The organism is Luteimonas salinilitoris (assembly GCF_041300785.1).
In the GTDB taxonomy this organism is placed as follows: Bacteria; Pseudomonadota; Gammaproteobacteria; order Xanthomonadales; family Xanthomonadaceae; genus Luteimonas; species Luteimonas salinilitoris.
On record NZ_JBFWIB010000001.1, the window covers coordinates 122,197 to 142,976 of the forward strand.

15 protein-coding genes and 1 riboswitch are annotated in these 20,780 nt (G+C 67.8%); of the genes, 3 read left to right on the plus strand and 12 right to left on the minus strand.

What is annotated here, in order from left to right; all coding sequences use genetic code 11:
- The first annotated feature begins 249 nt into the window (after window positions 1-249).
- Together AB5T46_RS00530 and thiC are read left to right on the plus strand one after the other, a co-directional pair.
- Window positions 250-729, plus strand: a complete 480-nt coding sequence (locus AB5T46_RS00530; protein ID WP_370561830.1) for a glycoside hydrolase 5 family protein — start codon at window positions 250-252, stop codon at window positions 727-729.
- 87 nt (window positions 730-816) lie between these two features.
- Window positions 817-916, plus strand: a riboswitch (TPP riboswitch).
- A 65-nt stretch (window positions 917-981) separates the two neighbouring features.
- Window positions 982-2,856, plus strand: a complete 1,875-nt coding sequence (thiC, locus tag AB5T46_RS00535; RefSeq protein ID WP_370561832.1) for a phosphomethylpyrimidine synthase ThiC — start codon at window positions 982-984, stop codon at window positions 2,854-2,856.
- A gap of 166 nt (window positions 2,857-3,022) precedes the next feature.
- On the opposite strand, the gene AB5T46_RS00540 is transcribed toward thiC, so the two are convergent.
- From AB5T46_RS00540 to AB5T46_RS00575, 8 genes are all read right to left on the minus strand, one after another.
- Window positions 3,023-4,033 (minus strand): polysaccharide biosynthesis/export family protein, encoded by a 1,011-nt coding sequence (locus AB5T46_RS00540; protein WP_370561833.1) that lies wholly within the window; start codon window positions 4,031-4,033, stop codon window positions 3,023-3,025.
- A 153-nt stretch (window positions 4,034-4,186) separates the two neighbouring features.
- On the minus strand, window positions 4,187-5,107 hold the full coding sequence (locus AB5T46_RS00545; RefSeq protein ID WP_370561835.1) for a YdcF family protein: 921 nt from the start codon (window positions 5,105-5,107) through the stop codon (window positions 4,187-4,189).
- Between the two features lie 13 nt (window positions 5,108-5,120).
- Window positions 5,121-6,119, minus strand: coding sequence for an EpsG family protein (locus AB5T46_RS00550; RefSeq protein WP_370561836.1), 999 nt, complete (start codon window positions 6,117-6,119; stop codon window positions 5,121-5,123).
- A gap of 59 nt (window positions 6,120-6,178) precedes the next feature.
- Window positions 6,179-7,030 carry a glycosyltransferase family 2 protein gene (locus tag AB5T46_RS00555; protein ID WP_370561837.1) on the minus strand — a complete coding sequence of 284 codons (852 nt, stop codon included), beginning with the start codon at window positions 7,028-7,030 and terminating at the stop codon, window positions 6,179-6,181.
- On the minus strand, window positions 7,027-8,145 hold the full coding sequence (locus AB5T46_RS00560; protein ID WP_370561838.1) for a polysaccharide pyruvyl transferase family protein: 1,119 nt from the start codon (window positions 8,143-8,145) through the stop codon (window positions 7,027-7,029). The genes AB5T46_RS00555 and AB5T46_RS00560 overlap by 4 nt, the downstream gene beginning before the upstream one ends.
- A gap of 56 nt (window positions 8,146-8,201) precedes the next feature.
- On the minus strand, window positions 8,202-9,491 hold the full coding sequence (locus AB5T46_RS00565; RefSeq protein WP_370561839.1) for an oligosaccharide flippase family protein: 1,290 nt from the start codon (window positions 9,489-9,491) through the stop codon (window positions 8,202-8,204).
- Complete coding sequence (locus AB5T46_RS00570) at window positions 9,488-10,663, minus strand: glycosyltransferase family 4 protein (RefSeq protein WP_370561841.1); 1,176 nt, start codon at window positions 10,661-10,663, stop codon at window positions 9,488-9,490. The genes AB5T46_RS00565 and AB5T46_RS00570 overlap by 4 nt, the downstream gene beginning before the upstream one ends.
- A gap of 206 nt (window positions 10,664-10,869) precedes the next feature.
- Window positions 10,870-12,066: a right-handed parallel beta-helix repeat-containing protein gene (locus AB5T46_RS00575; RefSeq protein ID WP_370561842.1), complete on the minus strand. Its 1,197-nt coding sequence runs from the start codon at window positions 12,064-12,066 to the stop codon at window positions 10,870-10,872.
- 475 nt (window positions 12,067-12,541) lie between these two features.
- Between AB5T46_RS00575 and AB5T46_RS00580 the strand changes: the two genes are divergently transcribed.
- Window positions 12,542-13,402: a hypothetical protein gene (locus tag AB5T46_RS00580; RefSeq protein ID WP_370561844.1), complete on the plus strand. Its 861-nt coding sequence runs from the start codon at window positions 12,542-12,544 to the stop codon at window positions 13,400-13,402.
- A gap of 34 nt (window positions 13,403-13,436) precedes the next feature.
- Here AB5T46_RS00580 and AB5T46_RS00585 read toward each other — a convergent pair whose 3' ends face one another.
- The 4 genes from AB5T46_RS00585 to AB5T46_RS00600 all read right to left on the minus strand — a co-directional run bounded on the left by AB5T46_RS00585 (window position 13,437) and on the right by AB5T46_RS00600 (window position 20,602).
- Window positions 13,437-14,540, minus strand: a complete 1,104-nt coding sequence (locus tag AB5T46_RS00585; protein ID WP_370561846.1) for a right-handed parallel beta-helix repeat-containing protein — start codon at window positions 14,538-14,540, stop codon at window positions 13,437-13,439.
- On the minus strand, window positions 14,537-15,937 hold the full coding sequence (locus tag AB5T46_RS00590; RefSeq protein ID WP_370561847.1) for an asparagine synthase-related protein: 1,401 nt from the start codon (window positions 15,935-15,937) through the stop codon (window positions 14,537-14,539). The genes AB5T46_RS00585 and AB5T46_RS00590 overlap by 4 nt, the downstream gene beginning before the upstream one ends.
- A 23-nt stretch (window positions 15,938-15,960) precedes the next feature.
- Complete coding sequence (locus tag AB5T46_RS00595) at window positions 15,961-18,195, minus strand: polysaccharide biosynthesis tyrosine autokinase (protein ID WP_370561848.1); 2,235 nt, start codon at window positions 18,193-18,195, stop codon at window positions 15,961-15,963.
- 82 nt (window positions 18,196-18,277) lie between these two features.
- Window positions 18,278-20,602: a UDP-N-acetylglucosamine 2-epimerase gene (locus AB5T46_RS00600; protein WP_370561850.1), complete on the minus strand. Its 2,325-nt coding sequence runs from the start codon at window positions 20,600-20,602 to the stop codon at window positions 18,278-18,280.
- Between the last annotated feature and the right edge of the window lie 178 nt (window positions 20,603-20,780).

Here is a 20,780-nt window from a genome sequence, read left to right on the forward strand (position 1 = left end):
CGTGGTCAGGTCAGGCGATGGACACGCGCGTCCGCACTCCGGTGCCGGTGCTACCGGTACCGGTGGTGGTAATCGTCACGCGTGCAACCAATGTCCGCGATTGCGGGCAGTGGCGGCAGGCGGGGCGGGCGGATGCGGCGAGCATGGCGACAGCAATAGCGGATCATGATGCACCGCGTCAAGCGGTAATTCGATCGCGCCCACGGCGCGTTCGCGTTCGCGACCGTCCGCGAACGGCGGCGGGCGATTGTGCGGCTGCAGCGTGAAGCGGCGCCCGCATCGGCGTTCTGGAACTGGTTCGATCCGCGCGACGCCGAGGCGACCTGGCCGTCGGCGCTGGAAACCTCGCTGGCCTACATCGACCGCCACATCGACATCGCCGGCAAGCTCGGCAAGCCGGTCGTGCTGTCCGAGTTCGGCCTCAACCGCGACGACGGCGGCTTCGACCCGGAGACGACCACGCGCTACCGCGACCGCTTCTACGAGACGGTGTTCGCGCGCCTGCAGCAGCGCGCCGCCGCCGGCGACGCGATCGCCGGCTCCAACTTCTGGGCCTGGGGCGGCCGCGGCCGCACCGCCAACGCCGACTACATGTGGCAAGCCGGGGATGCCTTCACCGGCGATCCGCCGCAGGAGCCGCAGGGGCTGTACTCGGTGTTCGACGACGACGCCACGACCCTGCGCATCATCGGCGACCACGCGGCGAAGATGGACGCGCTCGCCGACTGACGCCGCGTTTTTCGCCCGCCGCCAGGACGGGCAGATCCCGCTTCGCCGCGCATGAAGGGAGCCGGTGCGCCGGTTGTGGTGTAATGCCGGCTGAAGCGGGGGTACCGGCGCGCAGGCGGCGGTTGAGACAGACCCTTCGAACCTGATCCGGTTGACACCGGCGTAGGGAAGCTTCGCAGGACCGGGGATCGCTCCGTCCGTGCGCCGCCCGCTTCGTCCCGGCTCCCCGAGCGATTCCACAGGACGAATGCCATGAATGCCGTGCCCTCCCCGCTGCTGCAGCAGACCGAGCAGCTCTCCGAATCCGTTACCCGTCCGATTCCCGGCTCGCGCAAGATCTTCGTCGCCGGCTCGCGCGCCGATCTGCGCGTGCCGATGCGCGAGATCGCATTGACGAAGACGCCGACGCTGTTCGGCGGCGAGGACAATCCGCCGGTCACGGTCTACGACCCGTCCGGGCCGTACACCGATCCCGATGCCGCCATCGATTTGGCGGCCGGCCTGGCACCGCTGCGCGCGCGGTGGATCGCCGAGCGCGGCGATACCGAGGAACTGGCGGGGCTGAGTTCGGAGTTCGGCCGCGCCCGCGAGACCAATGCGAAGCTCGACGCGGTGCGCTTCCCCTCGCGGCGCCTGCCGCGGCGTGCGGCCGCCGGCGCCAACGTCACCCAGATGCACTACGCCAGGCGCGGCATCGTGACGCCGGAAATGGAGTTCGTCGCGATCCGCGAGAACCAGCGCCTGGAGGCGGTGCGCGATGCCGGGTTGCTGGCGCAGCACCCGGGCGAGTCCTTCGGCGCGAACATCCAGACGCTGATCACGCCCGAGTTCGTGCGCGACGAGATCGCCCGCGGCCGCGCGATCCTGCCAAACAACATCAACCATCCGGAAAGCGAGCCGATGATCATCGGCCGCAACTTCCTGACCAAGATCAACGCCAACATCGGCAACTCGGCCGTGAGTTCGGGCATCGCCGAGGAAGTGGAGAAGCTGGTCTGGGCGATCCGCTGGGGCGGCGACACGGTGATGGACCTGTCGACCGGCAAGCACATCCACGAGACGCGAGAGTGGATCGTGCGCAATTCGCCGGTGCCGATCGGGACGGTCCCGATCTACCAGGCGCTGGAAAAGGTCGACGGCCGCGCCGAGGAGCTGACTTGGGAGATCTTCCGCGACACCCTGGTCGAGCAGGCCGAGCAGGGCGTGGACTACTTCACCATCCATGCCGGGGTGCTGTTGCGCTACGTGCCGCTGACGGCCAGGCGCGTGACCGGCATCGTCTCGCGCGGCGGCAGCATCATGGCCAAGTGGTGCCTGGCGCACCATCGCGAGAGCTTCCTCTACGAGCACTTCGAGGACATCTGCGACATCATGAAGGCCTACGACGTGGCCTTCTCGCTCGGCGACGGGCTGCGCCCGGGCTGCATCGCCGACGCCAACGACGCCGCCCAGTTCGGCGAGCTGGAAACCCTCGGCGAGTTGACCAAGATCGCCTGGAAGCACGACGTGCAGACCATGATCGAAGGTCCCGGCCACGTGCCGATGCAGCTGATCAAGGAGAACATGGACAAGCAGCTGGCCGAATGCGGCGAGGCGCCGTTCTACACGCTCGGCCCGCTGACCACCGATATCGCGCCCGGCTACGACCACATTACCAGCGCGATCGGCGCGGCGATGATCGGCTGGTACGGCACCGCGATGCTCTGCTACGTCACGCCCAAGGAGCACCTGGGCCTGCCCAACCGCGCCGACGTGCGCGAGGGGATCATGGCCTACAGGATCGCCGCGCACGCGGCAGACCTGGCCAAGGGCCATCCTGGCGCGCAGGTGCGCGACAACGCGCTGTCCAAGGCGCGCTTCGAATTCCGCTGGGAGGACCAGTTCCACCTCGGCCTGGATCCGGAACGGGCCAAGGAATACCACGACGAGACCCTGCCCAAGGACGCGCACAAGCTGGCGCACTTCTGCTCGATGTGCGGCCCGCACTTCTGCTCGATGAAGATCACCCAGGACGTGCGCGAGTACGCCGCCGAGCACGGGCTGGGCGAGCGGGCGGCGCTGGAGGCCGGCATGGAGAAGTCGCGGCAGTTCCGCGACGAGGGCGCCGAGGTGTATCGGCCGGAGTGACCGCGGCGGCGTGGCCGGGCCGGTTCGCGTCGGAAGAACGGCGAGGCGTGTTTCCGGGGCCGTGGCCGGTCGATGGTCCGTTGCGTGGCGGCCAATGGTCCGTCTCCGGTTCTCGGCCGGGCCGGCAATCCTGCCGGCCCGGCACTCTGGCGCTGGTCTCCCGGCGTCAGTTGCTGGTGCGGTCGATGTTGTACTGCGCGGCCGCCGCGTTGTTGATGATGCCGGTCAGCGGCAGCAGCTGGGTGAGGAACCGGTTCCAGCGGGTGACGCCGGCCGGTCCGACCCAGACCACGTCGCCGGCGCGCAGCGAGAACCGGTCGGCCAGGGCGAAGGCGACCGGCGACTTGGCGTCCAGGTGGTAGACCGTCGCCGGCGCGTTCTGCATCTCCTCGACACCGCGGATCACGTAGACCGCCCCGCCCTTCGAGGTGGCCGGATTGAGGCCGCCGGTCCGGCCCAGCGCCTGCGTCAGGGTCATGTCGCTGGTCTTGAAGGTGATTGCCTGCGGCCGCAGCACTTCGCCGATCACATAGATTTCCTTGCGGTCGTTGAACGGCAGGAACAGGTGGTCGCCTGGCTTCAGGTAGATCTGCTGCGCCACGTTTCCGTTGCGGTTCAGGGCGTCCAGGTCGATCCGGTAGTTTCGCTGGTCGCGCATCAGCACCAGGCCGGACAGGTCGGCTTCGTCGACATCGACCTGTGCCGCTCCGATTGCCTGCGACAGCGTCAGCGGCACCGTCGTCAGTTCCTGCGGCGTGGTGTCGACGAACGCGCCCTGCAGTGAAACCCGGCTGCCGAAGCCGACCACGTTGACGTCCACCTTGGGCTCGAGCAGGAACTTGGAAAGCCGGTTGCTGAGCGTCTCGCGCAACTCCTCGATCGTCATGCCGGAGACGTCGACGTTGCCGGCATAGGGATAGAACAGCGTGCCATCCGGCTTCACCAGGCGTCCGTTGCTGACGGCCTGCTGCTGGCTGCCGGCGGGCGTGGTCAGTTCGGGGTGATCCCACACGGTGACCAGGATGGTGTCGCCCGGATGGATCCGGTACGAGTCGGGCCGGTATTCGGTGAGTTCGGCCGGAATTTCCGTCGCCGGCTTCGGCCCCTGCGAGACCAGCTGCGAGGTGATCGGGACCATCGTGACATCGCCTTCCTGCACCAGCGTGTGGTTGTTCACGTCGCGCACCGACATGTGCTGACCGGTGCATCCGCTGAGGACGATGACCGCGATTGTCGTGGCCGCAAAAGGAAGAATCGTTGATTTCGGCATGGCTGCTCGGCGCCTCGTGCTGGGTGGGCGCATCCTGGCGGTCGGGCGCTCAAGACGGTGCTAAGAGCCGGCCGCGGTCGGACGCTGGCGGGGGAAGAAACGCGCGGTGCCGCGTCCGATGCACACCGTTGCCGATCGAAGACTAACGCTTTCCTGTGACGTCCGTCGCTTTTCCGGGCCGGCGTTGGCTCCCGATTCAGCGGTGTCTACGCGGTGCGAAGACCGTGTCCGGGGCCTCCGTTCATCCGTCAGGTGCAGGGCCGCTAAGGCGACGTATTCCTTCAGCGCGCGGCTGCTTCGCCACAGCGCACGACGCGACGGCAGCCAGCGTTCGCGCCAGCCCACGCGAGGCGAGGTTTCCGGCACGGGCACGGGAACCGCGTCGAGCCCGGCATTGCGGAACGCGCGCAAGGCGCGGGGCATGTGCAGTGCCGAGGTCACCAGCAGGATCCGCTCCATCCCGCGTCGTTCCGCCAGCACCGCCGTGAACCGCGCGTTGTCGCGCGTGCTGCGGCTGCGGTCGTCCAGCACGACGGCCGAGGCGGGCACGCCCAGCCTGGCGATCCCTGCGGCCATCTTCGGGGCCTCGCTGCCGTCTCCGGAGAGCACGACGACCGGGGCGCGCCGCGCCTGCCACGCGCGTGCGCCGGCGGCGAGCCGGCTGCCCTTCAACTGTTCGGGATCGACGTTCCGTCGTTTGAGCCAGCCGTAGTACCCGCCGCCGAGCACGACGATGGCGTCCGCTTCCGGCAGGGCCGCCTCGGCCACGGTCGGGTGGCGGGATTCGAGACGGCCGCGCAGCCAGTCCGAGGCCTGCGGGATCGACCACACCAGCGACCATGCGACGGCGAAGACCATGATCGCCGCCGCCGACCGGCGCCAGCGCAGGAGCAGCACCAGTCCGCCGCACACGAGCAGGCAGAGCGACAGCATCGGCGGGTAGATCAGCGCGAGGAGGAGGTCCTGTAGCAACGACAGCATATGCGGGGGTGCGTCAGATCACGATGACGTTGGTCACGAGCACATAGAAAACAGCGCACGAGGCGACCAGGCCTATCCGTACCAGCAAGGGGTTGCGCAGGAGCGCGATCCGGCTGTGGCAAAGCACCGCCGCCAGGATCAGCGAAACCGCCAGCCAGCCTGGCAACAGATAGCGATTGGAGAAGAAGCCCCAGCCGATCGAGAAGAACGGCAGCAGCATGACCAGGTAGACCGCGGTGCTGTTCTTGATCCTTTCGCGATACGGCCGGGGCACCAGTGGCGCGAGCAGGTGCGGCAGGGCGTACCAGAAGATAGAGAACACGGCGAAATCGATGCGCACGCCGGACTCGAAGCGGGTGGTGGCGGTGTATTCCATGACCGTCTGGTACAACGACGGCAGCGCGGTGCGCACGACGATCAACGACAGGCCCGACACGTAGCAGAGGAAGGCGGCCGCGGCCAGGTAGCGCTGCACGTCCGGCCGCAGCAAGAGCACCGGGGCGAACGCGAGGTACAGCAGCGAGGAGTAATGGAAGCTGCTGGCCAGCGTGCCGTACAGGGCGAATTTCCACCAGTCCCGCTGATGGAACGACAGCAGCGCGGCGAAAACGAGCGGCGCCGCGATTCCCTGCCGGATCGCGTTGATCGACGCGTTGACGAACATCGGCGAGATCAGCAACAGCATCAGCGCCGCGCTGAGGAGGGTGAAGTATCCGCGCGTGTCGCCCAGGTAGTGGAAGTAGCGGCGCGTGGCGACGGTGGCGGCTCCCAGCAGCAGGGCGAACAGCGCCGCCTGATAGCCGACCACGCCCAGGCCCAGTTGTCGCAGCACATAGCTGAGATAGACGAAACCCGGTTCCAGCCGGGTCTCGACCATTCCGGTGCCCAGGCGCTGGTAGAGGCCGGCATAGGCGCTGGTGTCGGTACCGACATCGAACGGGCGGGTGCCGATCAGCCAGCAGCCGAAGATGGCCACGGCAAGCAGCAGCAACAGGTTCAAGCCGGTCGCCATCGCCGTATCGGCTCGGCGCCGCGGTCGCAGCGCGGCGTCCCCGGTAGTCACGGTCATGGTCATGGCGACAGGCCTCCCGGACGGAAACGCCGCAGCAGCAGCAGCAGGTTGCGGCGCGCGCGGCGAACCGCGCCGACGCTACGGGTAAGCATGCGCTCGCGGCCGCTGACCAGGCCGAGTCGCTGCAGCTCGTCTCCGACCTTGCGGCCGGCACGACGCATCGCCTCGAGATCTCCGCTCAGTCCGCCGGCGCCGTAGGCGGGCTTGTGCAGGTATGCCAGGACCTGGTTGATCTTGGCGCAGCGGTATCCGGAGTGCGCGATCTGCGCCCACAACAGGAAGTCCTCGACGTGGCGGAAGTCCTCGTTGAACCGGAACGGCAGGTCGCGCCGCAGCACGACCGAGGGCGTGGCGAACGGATTGTTGAACAACAGGCGGCGGCGGCCGACGATGGCCGTGCGAATCGGCTTGCGCAACGCGAGGGGCCCGAGTCCGCGCTCGCGCACCTGCACGCGATGCGCAATCAGGGCGATCTGCGGGTCGGCGCCGAGTGCCTGCATCTGCAGCTCGAGCTTGCGCGGTGCCCAGGTGTCGTCGGCATCCAGGAAGGCGATGTAGTCCTGTGTCGCCCGTTCCCATCCGACATTGCGCGCCCGCGACGGGCCGCCGTTGGCGGGCAGCGCGACGGCCTCGATCCAGCCCGGCGGGTAGGTCTCGGCCAGCGAACGCAGCGTCTCCAGCGTGCCGTCGCCGCTGCAGTCGTCGACCAGCAGCACCTGCGCCGGCGGCAAGGTCTGCGCGGCGATCGAGGCAACCGCGGCCGCGATCGTGTCAGCGCAGCGATAGCAGGGGACGACCACGCTCACGGGCGCGAACGGACGGGCGTCGATCGGCGGCGCATGGGGACTCATGAGGCTGCACCCGCAGTCGCCCAAGGGGCGCGTTGGAAGATCTCCTGCGCCTGTCGCGCATAGACGTCGCGCGGAAAGGTGGGCGCGTCGCCTGCGTCGAGCATCGACCCCATCCCGTCGCCGATTGCGGCGGCATCGTGGCGTCGTGCGGTAATCCGCCGCGACCCGGGCAGGCCGATGTCATCAGCGAAATCCACGCATTTTGGATGGTAATCGACGATCATGAATGGAACGCCCAGCAGGTAGGCTACGATCGCACCGTGCAGGCGGGTACTGATGAACGCATCGCAACCCGCGATCGCGCGGGCGGTGGCGACGGGATCGCTGCGCCGATAGCGCACCTGCCGGGCGGTGAGCCCCCGGGCGGACAATTCCTGCTGCAGGGCGCAGGTCAGCCGCAGGTCGCCGTGGATGGGGTGATCGTTGAGACTGAAGACCTCCGCCTGCACCCGATAGCGCCTGTTCAGCTGGACCAGCGCTTCGGCCAGCGAAGACTGTAGCGCCGTTGGCTCGGGCGTCGGATAGCCGGGCCGGGGGAGGTGGTTGCATGGGGCCAGTCCGATGCGCAGCGTCTGTCCGGGCACCGGAAGCGGCGGCCGGGCGGGCGGGGTCAACAGCAGCGGTAACAGGCCCGCCAGATCGCGGCCATGGTGGGTCCGATCGCCGACTCCCATCGCGACGGCGAGTTCGTAGGAGCGGCGATCGCGCACGGCGATGTACGAGAACTGGCGGATGAACGCCGCGGCCGAGTCCTGCGTGGCCGCATCGTCGAAGGGGCCGATAGACACGCCGAGCGCCGCCAGCTGCAACCGGCCGCGGCGCCGGGCGGACAGCATCAGCGGCTCGCGGAACGACCCGCGCCCGGTGATCACAGAACCGCCACCCATGACCAGCACGTCGGTCCCATGCAGGCCCCGGGCGAAGCTGTACATGCGGCTGGCCCTGCCCAGCACGTTCGATGCGCCGTACACCGCCGGCGGATACCAGCTGGGCATCGTGTAGCGCGCGTCCACGCCGTCGATCGCCGGGCCGACCACGCGCGGCCTGGCGTTCCAGAACCGGGACGCCGCGGCCGTGCAGATCGCGCCGAACAGGTCGTCGCCGAAGTTGCGCATGCCGTAGTAGCCGGTGAAGCTGACGCGCAGCTCGCGTTCCATCGTTTCGTGCTCCATCATGCCTCCGCGGATCGTTTGACGCGGCGCACGCCGCGATACATGGCCGACAACAGCAGGAGCTCGGCCGCCACCGTGGCTGCGGCCGCGCCGAATTCGTCGAACACGGGAATCAGCATCGCGTTCAGCGCGATCGCGGCGAACGTCGCCGTCGCCATGGCGCGGACCCGATAACGCATATGCCCGCCGGTGAGCAGCGCCGAGCCCACGGACGTGGAGAGGAAGCGGACCGGGATCGCCAGCGCCAGCACCATCAGGATCGCCGCCACCCCGCGGTACTGCTCGCCGAACGCCAGCGGCACCAGCAGCGGCGCCGTGGCCGCCAGTCCTGCGCCGACGACCAGTCCCAGCAGCAGCATCGCCAGATTTCCCTGGCGGTGGATGCGCCAGAACTTCGGCTTGTCGTGCACCGCCCAGCGGTGCAGCTTGGAGAGCAGGAACTTCTGGTAGATGGTGGCGGGCAGCAGGTAGATCGCGGTCATCACCGCCATGGCGATGCCATAGCGTCCGGCCTGGGCGTCGCCGTTGATGTACTTGACCAGCACCGTGCTCACCTGGAAGAAGACCGGGTAAAGTATGGCTGCCACGCCGTAAGGCCAGGCTTCACGCCAGAGTTCCGCGACCGCGGGAACCGGCCGCGGCGGCGCAGCCACGCGCGGCCCATGTCCCTGCAGGCGCATTTCTCCGCGCAGCATGGCGCGCGTCGGCGCAAGGGAAAGCGCGACGACCAGAAGCGCGACCGCGCAATAGCCCAGCGCCACGGAGTAGACGGTCATGGCGGGGATCAGCAGCGCCAGCAGCGCGACGAGCAGGCGGCCACCGGGCATCAGCAGGTGCAGGCCCGCCAGGGCGGCATAGCGATCCTCCAGGCGCATCTTGCTGCTGACCAGATTGACTGCGAGCACGCCCAGGATCACCGGGCAAAGCAGCAGCAGCATCGATCGCGTCGACGCGTCCACCGGGCCGCCGAAGAGCGCCCAGGCGACAACGAGCCCGACGGTGAGCAGGGCGCTCCATGCAGTGAACCGCAGCGACGCCGTGAGCCAGCGGTCCGCCGTCCAGCCTTCGGCGCCGTACACCCGCAGGCGGAACTGCGACAGCCCGAAGCCGGCGAGCGGCGCCACCATCGTCACCGTCGCCAGCGAAGAGGCGAACAGGCCGTAGTCGGACGGGCCGAGGCGACGCGCCAGGATTGCCTGGGCCAGGAACACGAAACCGGCCCCGAGCGCCGTGGCGATCCCGAGCGTCGAAATCGCGGCGACCGCCGACCGCCCCGGGCGTGGGATCATGATGCGCTGGCGTACTGCGGCGCAGCGCCCGTCAACGGCGATCCGAGCACCTCGCCGTAGACGTCGATGGTCTTCTGGATGACGATCCGCTCGTCGAAATGCTGCAGCGCCCGTTCGCGTGCCCGGGTACCGAGCCGCCGCCGCAGTGGGCGGTCGTCGTCCAGCCGCGCCAGCGCCTCTGCCAGCGATTTCGCGCAGCGTGGCTCGATGCGCAAGCCGTCGACGTCGTGTTCGGTGACCACCTCGCGGCATCCCGGCAGCCCGGTGGTGACCAGCGCCAGCCCGCAGGCCGCGCCTTCGATCAGGCTCTTGGGCACGCCCTCGCGGTAATAGCTGGGAAGCGCCATCACGTCGACCTCGCGCAGCAACGCGGCCATGTCGTCGACATGGCCGAGCCATTGCAGCAATCTGTCGCGGTGCCAGCGTTCGACCTCATCGCGCGGGACCGAGCGCGGGTTCCCGGGGTCCGGCGTGCCGGCAAGCAGAAGTTCGATGCGCCGGCCTTGCTGTCCCAGCAGGATCGCCGCGTCGACGTATTCCCGTATGCCTTTTTCCCAAAGCAGCCGTGCGGCCAGGACCACGCGCAGCGGACGCGCGGTTTCGGCGTCACGGCCGCCCGGACGGAAACGGCCGGTATCGACGCCGGAGCTGCGGATCATGCGCGTCTTCTCCGGCGCCGCAAGCCGAAGTTCGGCGAATGCATCGGCGTCGTCGGGGTTTTGCAGGATGACGCGCGAGTTTCCGCTACCCAGCGTGCAGCGCATCAGCGCGCTCACGATCGGCCTGAGCAGGCGTGCCTTTGCGCGGTCGCTCGTGAACACGTAGCCCATGCCGGCGACGGCGTTGACCACCGCCGGTACCGCGGCGGCGCGGGCCGCCAGCGCACCGTAGACCGCGCATTTCACCGTGAAGTTGTGCAGCAGGTCGGGACGCTCGCGCTTCAGCAGCCGCGTCAGCTGCCGCAGCAGCAAGGCTTCCCGCAGGGGATTGAGGCTGGCGCGATCCATCGGCAGCGTCAGCCAGCGGATCCCGTGGTCGGCGAAGCGGCGGCCGAATTCACCGGGCGGCGAGATCATGACGGTCTCGACGCCCAATGACCGCAGCCGCAACGCCGTCGCCAACCTGAAGTTGTACAGGTACCAGTCGGTGTTCGCGAAGAAGGCAAACTTCATCGGGCTTTCGCGCGCCGCCATCTCGCGCCCGGCAATCGCCGGGCATCGATGTCAACGCCGAACCAATAGAGGCCAGCGAACGATTCTAGCCAGCAACCGCCGGTCGCCATCGCCGGCGCCGGGGACGGTTAGCGGAGCATTCAGAAAAATTGCCCCGGGGTGAAAACAGCGACGGATGCCAGCGTCGGCCGGCATCCGTCACAAGGTCACTTGGCGTAGTAGTTCGTGGTGACCCGGATGCCGACGCAGTCCGCGGTCTTCTGGATGTGGGCACCGGTGCCCCGGTTGCCGCCGACCAGGCCGGTCATCGGCACCGCCCGGCCTCCGGAGGTGTTCACGCCATGTAGACGGGTCTTGTTGTTGCGGAAGTAGTTTCCGCTGGCCTGATAATCCCGGGTGCCGGCACGCAGCATCAGCCCCTCGAGATAGTTGTGCCGGATCCTGTTCTGCGCGACATAGCCGCTGCGCGGTGCGATCGTGAGAATGCCGTATCCGCCATTCCTGGCGATGGTGCATTTCTTGATGGCGGTACCGCTGACCCGCTTGTACACCAGGATGCCGTTGGATGCATTGTTCTCGATCAGGCAGTTCTCGATATGCATGTTGGTCGCCGTGTTGCTGTTGCTCGGCTCGATATCGATACCGCACCCGAAGGCCAGGCCGTGGGAGTTGCTGAACTCGCTGTCGTAGACCTTCACGTTGTGCGCATTGGCGATCGTCAGGCCATGGCGGCGGTTTCCGGTGGAGACGATGTTCGCGATGACGACATCCTCCGACGGGATGGGATCGGCGTTGGCGACCATCGCGCCGCCGACACAGACGCCATCGCCCCAGCACCTGGAAACCTTGATGTCCCGCACCGTCACCCGCGAGGACCCGAGGACCTGGATGCCGTGTCCCCATTCTCCAGTCGTTCCCAGGTGCGCGTCGCGATCGCCGATGATCTGGCCGCCGGAGATTTCGACATTGCTGACCTTGTAGGCCATCAACACGTAGGCGCGATCGGCGCTGTTGCGCTTGGCGCGCAACGTGGCGCCAGAAGCGAGCTTCAGGTGCATCTTGCTGCGCAGGCGGACCTTGCGGGTGGGATCGATCACGTAATTGCCCGCGGGTATGGTGACGGTACCGCCGGCGCTCGGCAGGGAGTCGATGGCTCGCTGGAACGCCGTCGTGTCGTCATTCGAACCGTTTCCGAGCGCGCCGAAGTTGCGGACGTCCACGGTCGCGGCGCCACGGGCGCGGCGCGGCGGGGTGTATGCGGAAGTGGAGATCGAGGCGACCGCGTGCGGCATTCCGCTGGCGGCCAGTGCCGCCGGGACGGCCATCAGTAGCGAGGTGCGCAGGAAATTTCTGCGAGGCAATTCAGCCCCGTGCAGCGCCTGCACGAGTTCGGCATTCTTCAAGAGTATGTTCCCTTTCTGGGCTGCCTTGCGGCAGGAGACGGGTGAGAGGGTGAATTCACGCCACGAAGACATCCGTGACCGGGTCGCACTCTAACGTACGAAATGCGCACGAAAACCCGGAATGCCCTGAACTGTGAGCATTTTCGGCTATCCAGGGGTGAACCATTCATCCTTGCTCCAATTCATATTGATGACTACGATAGTTCGGCCCAATTCATGATGAATGGCTATCACGCATTCAGCCTCGTTGCGGCGATGAGCGGCGGATGAATCCGCAGGCATCCGTGTTGCCTCGGGGCAGGAGCGAGACGCGGAAAGGACGGTACGCATGCACGACAGGCCGTTCGCTGACGGGCAGGTGGCCTCGGCAACGGCAGCCCTCCGGGATGCATACGGAGGCTTGACGGATGGTTACGCCATCATTCGGGACTGCCCCGATAAGCTGTGGGCCAGGTCGATGGACGGGTGACGCTCAATGGCAACAGGCAATGCGGACGTCTCTGCCGGGAACGATCTCGCGGGTGAGCCCGCGGGCGCGGACCGGGCGGCGCATCCGCCGGTGCATCTGCTCTGGACCGGTGGATGGGACTCGAGCTTCCGTCTGCTGGAACTGCTGCTGCTGCACAGGCGGGAGGTCGTGCCGCATTACCTGCTGGATCCCACTCGGCCTTCCACACAAGCCGAACTGGCGGCCATGGCCCGCATCCGGAACCGCCTGTTCGACGACCATCCGCATACCCGCGGGTTGCTGGCACCGGTCCGTCAGTTCGACATCGCGGGCCTGGCACCGGATCCCGACGTTACGGATGCGTTCGAGCGCATCTCCGCGGAGACGTTCATCGGGAGCCAGTACGAATGGCTCGCCAGGTTCTGCAGGCAACGGGGCATCGAGCGACTCGAGCTGGGTGCCGGCCATCGTGGCGGCAGGATCCAGAAAATCATCGGGCCTTTCGCGACGCCGACCGAAGAGGATGGCTATCGGACCTACCGCATCGGCCGGGAGTACCGGCACACCAGGGAGTACGCGGTGTTCGGGGGCTTCTCGTTTCCCCTGTTCGAGCTTGGCAAGCGGGAAACCGCGGATCTCGCCGGCGAGCGCGGTTGGCTGGATCTTCTGGGCATGACCTGTTTCTGTCACAAGCCGCGCAACGGTTGGGAGCCGTGCGGATGCTGCAATCCCTGTCTTTACGCGGTCGACGAAGGATTCGGTTGGCGGATTCCACGCCAGAACCGCATCAAGGGCATTTTCTATCGCGCCCTGATCCGGCCGATGAAGGCACCAGCGAAGGTGGTATTGCACCGACTGGGACTGCGGACCGCACGGCGGCCGGCCTGAGTGAGGCCGGCACCGGAAGCGACAGCAGGCCTGGCTACTCGAACACGTTGTCCGCATCGATGCCGACCGCGACGCTGTCGTCGGCGATCCGTACCTGCCGCTTGCCGCCGCGGCCGCGGTCGTTGGCCTTGAAGCGATTGCCGGTGATGCGCACGTTGCGGGAGCCGGTACGCACCAGGATGCCCTTCAGGCCGTTGTTGCGGATGGTATTGTCGGCGAAGACGCAGTCGATCGCGGTCACGGCCAGGATGCCGTCGCCGCGATTCCGCTCGATCGTGCATTTCCTGATCGTTACCTCGGCGGCGCGCTTGTAGAGCGAGATGCCGGGGCCGCGATTGCCGTGGATCAGGCAATCCTCGATCACGACATCGCGTGCGACATCGGTGTCCGGTTCGATATCGATGCCGGCGCCCGGCGGCGTGCCGCCGGTGTCGCTGAATTCGCAACCGCGTATGCGCACGCGCCGCGAACTGCCGATGGTGAGCCCCTGGCGCCGGTTGCCGGTGCAGAGCACGTTCTCGAACAGGTAGTCGCGGCCGGGGCGCGATGGCCGCCCCCTGGCCATGATTCCGCCCGCGGAAATGCCGTCGCCCCAGCAATGGGAGATACGGATGTCGCGGACGGTGACGCCCACGCAACCGCGGATCCGGATGCCGTGCCCCCACTCGCCGCTTTCCGCCAGGTGCGTATCGCGGTCGCCGACGATGCGGCCGCCGGAGATCTCGACATCCCGGACCTCCTGCGCCAGCAATACGTATGCGCGCGGCGCCGCATTGGCCTTGGCCAGAAGCCTGGCGCCATCGGCCATGGCCAGGTGCATCCGGCTGCGCAGCCGGACGCTGCGCGTCGGATCGATGAGATAGGCGCCGGGCGGTACGCGCACGGTGCCGCCGTCGTCCGGCAATGCATCGATCGCCGCCTGGAACGCGGCGGTGTCGTCGCTGACGCCGTCCCCGCTTGCGCCGTGTTCGCGGACGTCGATCCGCGCGCTCCCGCGCGCTCTCGCTGCGGCGGCCGCAGGGCGCGCGACCGCCAGAATCGCACCGCCGGCCGCGGCGGCCGCGGCCAGCGCTGCCAGATGACCGAGGAAATTCCGCCGCGCCGCTGCCGCGATGTCGTCCGTAGGCCGCCGCTTCATGGTGTGTCCGCTCCCGGCACGGCGTCGCGGCCGTGCTGCACCAGCCACGGCAGCACGATCGCGAGCAGGTAGAACTTGGACGCGTGATACTTGTTGTCGAGCCGGCACCGGTTGCGATCGAGCCAGGAGACGGCGCCGGGAAGCACCTTCCGGGCGCGCTGCGCATGATCGCGGACGAGGTCGAACCGCTCGCGTGCCAAGCCGCAGAGATCGAAGCGGAAGCTGCCTTTCTGCGTGACGTAGGGCAGGTGGCCGAAGCGCGTGGCGATGTGCTTGCGGACCAGCACCTTGCCCAGGCCCGAGACCGGGTCGATCTTCTGCGACTGCGGCACTTCGTGATGCACCCACTCGCGCAGCGCCCGGTCGCAGAACGGGTACGCCGCGTCCAGCGACAGGGCGCTGGCGGTGTAGAGCCCCTTGGCGAACGCGCCGGTCGATCCGGCGATGGACAGGGACATCGCCCGCCACTCCCAATCGCTGGACGCAGTGGCGATCTCGTCCTCGAACAGGGCCAGGCGGTTGCGCGAGACCTTGGCGATGGGACGGCCGAACAGCGCGTCGACTTCGGCATCGGTGAAGCGCGAGCCGGGGAACACGCGCTCGATCATGCTCATCTGCAGGGTGCCGAGCATGAAGCACAGCAGGAAGCTGCGGTCGATACCCGGCAGCTCGGCCATGCGGCTCGGTACCCGCCACTGCCGGGCGAGCCGGGCCAGCCATCGCTGCCGCGAGCTGATGGGCGCACCGAAGTACGTGTCCGAGCCGAGCCCGTCGATCACGCCGTCGCCGCCGTGATCGGCGATTTCGGTCGCCAGGTCGACGTAGGACAGCAGCGCGAAGTCCGCCGTCAGCAGCGGCATGCGCGGCACGATCGCCAGATAGCGATCATAGGCCCGTCCCGGCGAGCAGACGAGGGTTTCGTGCCTCAGCCCGAGTTCGCGCGCGACCCGGCGCGCGGAGTCGACCTCGTTCTCCTCGTGGCCGCCGAGGTAGGTGATGCAGGCGGTGTCCGGCCGCGCGTCGGCGACGGCGATCGCCAGCGTGGTGGAATCCTTGCCGCCGCTCTGCAGCAGCCACGGCGTGCGCATCCGTTCGCACGAATGGGAGACCGCCTCGCACAGCAGGCGATGGTAGGTGCTCACCCAGTCCCGGTTCTCGTCCTCCGGAGCGGCGCTGCCCACGCCGCGGAACTTGAACTTGAACACCGGGCTGGTGTGCATGTCGTGCTGCGGACAGAAGCCGAACGTCACCAGCCTGACGTCCTCGAACACGGAGTAGGGCGGGTAGACGAACGCGTTGCGCAGGGTATCGGCGACGGAAACGAGATCCAGCGCCCCGCGCGCGGAACCGTTTTCGCACAGCTCCGAGAAGTCGGGCCTGCCGTAATACGGCGACATGCAGATCTGCATCCGGGGCCCCGTCAGCGCGAGATGTCGTTGACGGGCAGGTACGCGTAGTGACTGTACGAATGGCGGCCGGAGCCGCGATTCTGCACGCCGTTGAAGATCGCACCCTTGACTTCGACGCCGTTCTGCTCGAGCCGCTGCTTGGCGAGCGCGATCTCGCGCTGCTGGTTGCGGCCCCAGCGCACCACCATCAGGCAGGTGCCGACGTGGTGTCCGATCAAGGCCGCGTCGGTCACCGCCAGCACCGGAGGGGTGTCGATGATGACGACGTCGTAGTTCCGCTCGAGCAGCTTCAACACCCTTGCGAAGTTCGAATCCATCAACAGTTCCGACGGATTGGGCGGAACCGCGCCGCGCGAGATGAACGACAGCTTCTCGGCGCCCGGTACCTTGCGGATCGCATCGTCGATGGAGATTTCGCCGGCCAGCAGCTCCGACAAGCCGCCCCTGGACCGGGTCCCCACCGCGAGGTGCACGGCGCCGCGACGCATGTCCGCATCCACCAGTATGACGCGTTGCCCGGCCTGGGCCATCGTCACCGCCAGGTTGGCGCAGACGAAGGTCTTGCCGACGCCGGGGCTCGGCGCGACGATCATCATCAGGTTGTTGTTGGCCTGCCGGCGTGCGAAGTGCAGGCTGGTGCGCAGCGTGCGCAGCGCCTCCATGGCCAGGTCGGACGGTGCGCGCAGGGCCAGCAGGTTCGGGCGGCCGTCGCGGCGCAGGCGCCCGGCCGGCAGCGAGAATTCCTGCCCCTTCCGGCTGAACGGCACCGAGGCGAACACCGGCATCCCAAGCAGTTCGATGTCCACCGGATCCTCGACGCCGCGCCGGAAGGTCTGCCGCAGCAGCACCAGGGCGATCATCAGCATCGATCCGAGCGCGATGCTGCCGGCCAGGACCGGCAGCGGTTTCGGCCAGGTGGGATTGTTGCGGTTGACCGCGGCCGGATCGACGATCCGCGCGTTGCCCACCGCGCTGGCGCGCGCGATGTTCAGGTGCTGCGCCTGGTCGAGCAGGCTGGCGTACGTCTGGTTGGTGACCTCCACGTCGCGGTTGAGCCGGAACAGGCCCTGCTGGATGTCCGGCAGCATCTGGATGCGGCTTTCCAGTTCCTGCCTCTCGCCCTCGAACTGGCCGATCTGCCGCTGCAGCGTGCGATAGGCCGGATGCTCGCTGGTGTAGCGGCCGGCGGCCTCGACCATCTGGATGCGCAGCTGCTGGATGCCCGCTCCAAGCGTCACGGTCTGGTCGAGGAGGGCACGGTTCTGCACTTGTACGTCCAGGGTCCGCGTGCGTTTCTGGAAGGCGTTCAGCGCCGCCTGCGCCTTCGACAGTTCGTCGCGCACGTTCGGCAGCTGTTCGGACACGAACTGCAGGCGCTTGGCCGCCTCGGCGGAATTGCGCGCCACGTTCTGGCGGATGTAGGCCTGCGTGACCTCGTCCAGGACCTGCTTGGCGCGCTGCGGATCCGCGCTGGCGTAGGTGAGGGAGATGATCCCCGACTCCCGGCCCTGCTCGATCGCGGTGATGTCGCGCTTCAACGCCGCCATGATCATCGTCGGGTCGGGACGGGTGGCTACGAAGCGGGTGCCCGGATGCGCCTGCAATGCATCGACCCGGATGCGCACGCCCCGCGCGCTGGCGTTCTCGCCTACGCCGGCGTCCACCAGCACGTTGCCTTCCGGATCCGAGAGCGTGTAGCGACTGCGGTCCTCGACCCGCAGCTGCAACGGGACCCCGAGCAAGCCGTCCGGCACTTCCAGGCGGGAGATGTCGAGCCGCTCGCCGCCCCAGCCGTAGCCGAACCACGCCGGGGCCAGCCCGGTCGGCTGCATCTGCGCGAAACTCCGCGCCACCAGGTTGCCGATCACCGGAAGTCGATGCGGTTCGACCTGGATATCGAGATCGAGATGCGCCATCGCCTCTTCCAGGACCCGGCGCGAGGTCACCAGCTGTATTTCCGTCGATGCGGATGCCTCCGCCAATGCACCCGGCTGCGCGGCCGTACTGGCGTTGGCGCCGTGCAGTGCCGGCGGCCGCCGCTCGACCTGCACGACCGCATTGGCCTCGTACTGAGGGGTGGCCAGCGCGAGGTAGGCGATGCCGATCAGGAGGAAGACCGCAGTGCCGAACAGGATTAGGCGCTTGTTCTCCATCAGCGTGGTCGCCAGCATCGGCAGATCGATGTCTTCGTCGCCGTAGTGCAGCGGCTTGCGGGGATCCGGTCGTGTCGTCAGCGCTTTTGTCATTTCGTTCTACCAGTCAGCGGTGGCGTGGGTCGCCTGTGTCGAGGCAGGGCGGGCGGGAATGGCGGAATCGACCGCGGCGGGGTCACGTCTGTTCGCGGGTCAGTTCGGCGGCGGCCGGGGCCTGGGGCGCGAATCGCGATGCATCGGCAGGCGTGCGCGGGCGCATGCCGGCCAGTACGTCCAGGACATGCTGGCGGGCGCCGTTGCCGTCGTGCCTGCGGGGGCCGACCGTCGCGGCCTGCGCCCGCCCGCCGTCGAGCAGCGACAGCACCAGCCGGGCGATCGCGTCCCCTTCGGCCAGGACCCGGGTGACGTGGCTCGGTTCCACGGTCGCGACCGGCGCACTGCCGCCGCGCACGATCACGATGGGGTTTCCGATCTCGATCACCTCCGCTCCCAACTCGCCGCAGCCGACGATCAGGTCGGCGTTGCGCATCAGGTAGACCGCTGCCAGGTAGTCCGGCGCCTCGACCGCATGGGTGTTCGCCAGCCCGCCCAGCCGAGCATTGATGCGTTCGGCGACGGGCGACCCCGGGTGGACGAGGCAGACGATGTCGACATCCTGGCGTTGGCCGGCCACTTCCCGCAGCGCATGGGCGATCGCCTCGGCGCTGTCGACCGCGTCGGGTGTCTCCACCACGAGCAGCAGGGGACTGTCCGGGCGCAGGAACGGGTAGTGGTTGGCCAGCTTGCGGTTCAGCTCGAGGTCGTGCTGGAACTGTTCGAGCGCCGCATGCAGCGTGTCGGCGGCGGTGTTGTCCGCGACCAGGATGCGATCCGCGGGAACGCCTTCCTCGATCAGGTTCCGGCGTGCCTGGCTCGACGCCATGTGCAGGGACGCGAGCGTGCGAACCGTCGTGCGCGCCAGGGCATCGGCGCCCGCGGTCGCGCCCGCGGCGGGCGAATCCCCCGTTTCCACCGATATCACCGGGATATTCCGGCGGTACGCGGCCAGCGTCGCCGCGAACGCGGCGTCGGCATCGGCGGGCACCAGCACGATGTCGGGCTTCGTATCGTCCAGTACGCGCTCCATTCCACTGTGTGCCGCGGGCGAGGCGCGGCCGGATTGGTCGTTGGCGGTGTCCAGTTCGATCTTCATGTCGGGCCGGAGATCGAACAGCTGCAGCACGTCCTCGGTTTCGCGCGCCGACGCGGCGGTGATGCAGACCTTCGATTCGAAGCGGTCGTCCTGGGAGATCTGCTGCGCGATCGGGGCGAGGGTGACCGCTTCCGACGCCGCCGAGATCACGCACAATGCCTTCACCGGCTGGCGGGGTTGCGCGGGGTTCATGGCCTTGGGGACGGGGACGGTCGCATCGCCGCCATTGGCGCGGGCACGGGCGCCGGCGATGGCACGCGCGGAACGCCGGCGCGCCATGCCCGGCGGCTCGAGCTTCAGCTGCGGCAGCCAGAAGACATATGCCGCCAGCAGCGCGACGAACGCGCCGGTGCTCACGAAATCGGTCGAGTTGCGCAAGGCGTAGCCGAACATCGCCAGGAAGCCGCTGGTCGCGACGATCGCCAGCAGCGCCGCCCGTGGCGAGAAGCCGGCGTCGAGCAGAAGATGGTGGAGATGCTGGCGATCGGGCTCGAACGGCGAGCGCCCCTTCCGGAAGCGGCGGTACATCACGGCGATCGTGTCCATGACCGGCAGCGCCACGCACCACAGAACATCGACTGGCGCCAGGCGTCCGACGCTGGGATGGCTGAGATAGATCAGGCTCCACGCCAGCAGGAATCCGACCAGCATGCTCCCCGCGTCGCCCATGAAGACCTTGCGTCCGTCGGGCCAGCCAAGATTGACGAACAGGTGGGGAATCAACGCGGCGAACAGGACCTGCAGCAGCAGCAGGATGCCCGGCGCCGACAGGCGCGCATCGCCGAACAGCAGGATCGCGATGATGGTGACCATCGTCATCGCGGCGGCCAGGCCGTCGATGCCGTCGAGCATGTTGTACGCGTTGATCAGCCCGATCACCGCGACCACGGTGAGCGGAATGCCGAGCAGGCCGAGCTTGGTGGGTTCGCCGAAAAGCGCTCCGAGGTCGTCGATGTAGTAGCCGGAAGCGGCGATGACCAGGCAGACCGCGGCGGCCTCGGCGAGCACCCGCGAGCGCACGCTCAGGCCGTTGAGGTCGTCGATCACGCCGATGACCACGATGACCCCGGCGCCGGCCATCAGGCTCGAGACGAAGCGGCCGAGATATCCCAGATAGACCAGCCCGGCGAGGGTGCCGAGAAAAAAGCACAGGCCGCCGATCAGCGGAATGTAGCCGCGATGGCGCTTGCGCTCGTCCGGCTTGTCCACGAGACCGAAGCGTCGGGCGATCGGCCGCAGCGAGAAGATGGCGAAAAGAGTGACCGCCAGCGCAATAACGCTAGCCGCTACCAGCTTGGGATGCTCCATGCGTTCCTCGGGGCTATGGCTGTCGACTGCTACGTGCGGATGCACGTACAACAACCGCCCCCCTCAGCGGCTGACCTGCATTCGGACATGGCGCGTCCGTATCCGAGAAGCAGGTATCCAATAATGCGCGACTCTAGTCACAAAAACCTGATCACGAGATGAAGAATTCAGGACAATT

Bases quoted from the DNA above. Each gene is read 5' to 3' on its own strand.
- AB5T46_RS00545 (WP_370561835.1), bottom strand. From the start codon at position 5,107: ATGCTGTCGTTGCTACAGGACCTCCTCCTCGCGCTGATCTACCCGCCG.
- AB5T46_RS00550 (WP_370561836.1), bottom strand. From the start codon at position 6,119: ATGGCGACCGGCTTGAACCTGTTGCTGCTGCTTGCCGTGGCCATCTTC.
- thiC (WP_370561832.1), top strand. From the start codon at position 982: ATGAATGCCGTGCCCTCCCCGCTGCTGCAGCAGACCGAGCAGCTCTCC.
- AB5T46_RS00600 (WP_370561850.1), bottom strand. From the start codon at position 20,602: ATGGAGCATCCCAAGCTGGTAGCGGCTAGCGTTATTGCGCTGGCGGTC.
- AB5T46_RS00565 (WP_370561839.1), bottom strand. From the start codon at position 9,491: ATGATCCCACGCCCGGGGCGGTCGGCGGTCGCCGCGATTTCGACGCTC.
- AB5T46_RS00580 (WP_370561844.1), top strand. From the start codon at position 12,542: ATGGCAACAGGCAATGCGGACGTCTCTGCCGGGAACGATCTCGCGGGT.
- AB5T46_RS00590 (WP_370561847.1), bottom strand. From the start codon at position 15,937: ATGTCGCCGTATTACGGCAGGCCCGACTTCTCGGAGCTGTGCGAAAAC.
- AB5T46_RS00570 (WP_370561841.1), bottom strand. From the start codon at position 10,663: ATGAAGTTTGCCTTCTTCGCGAACACCGACTGGTACCTGTACAACTTC.
- AB5T46_RS00595 (WP_370561848.1), bottom strand. From the start codon at position 18,195: ATGACAAAAGCGCTGACGACACGACCGGATCCCCGCAAGCCGCTGCAC.
- AB5T46_RS00560 (WP_370561838.1), bottom strand. From the start codon at position 8,145: ATGCGCAACTTCGGCGACGACCTGTTCGGCGCGATCTGCACGGCCGCG.
- AB5T46_RS00555 (WP_370561837.1), bottom strand. From the start codon at position 7,030: ATGAGTCCCCATGCGCCGCCGATCGACGCCCGTCCGTTCGCGCCCGTG.
- AB5T46_RS00585 (WP_370561846.1), bottom strand. From the start codon at position 14,540: ATGAAGCGGCGGCCTACGGACGACATCGCGGCAGCGGCGCGGCGGAAT.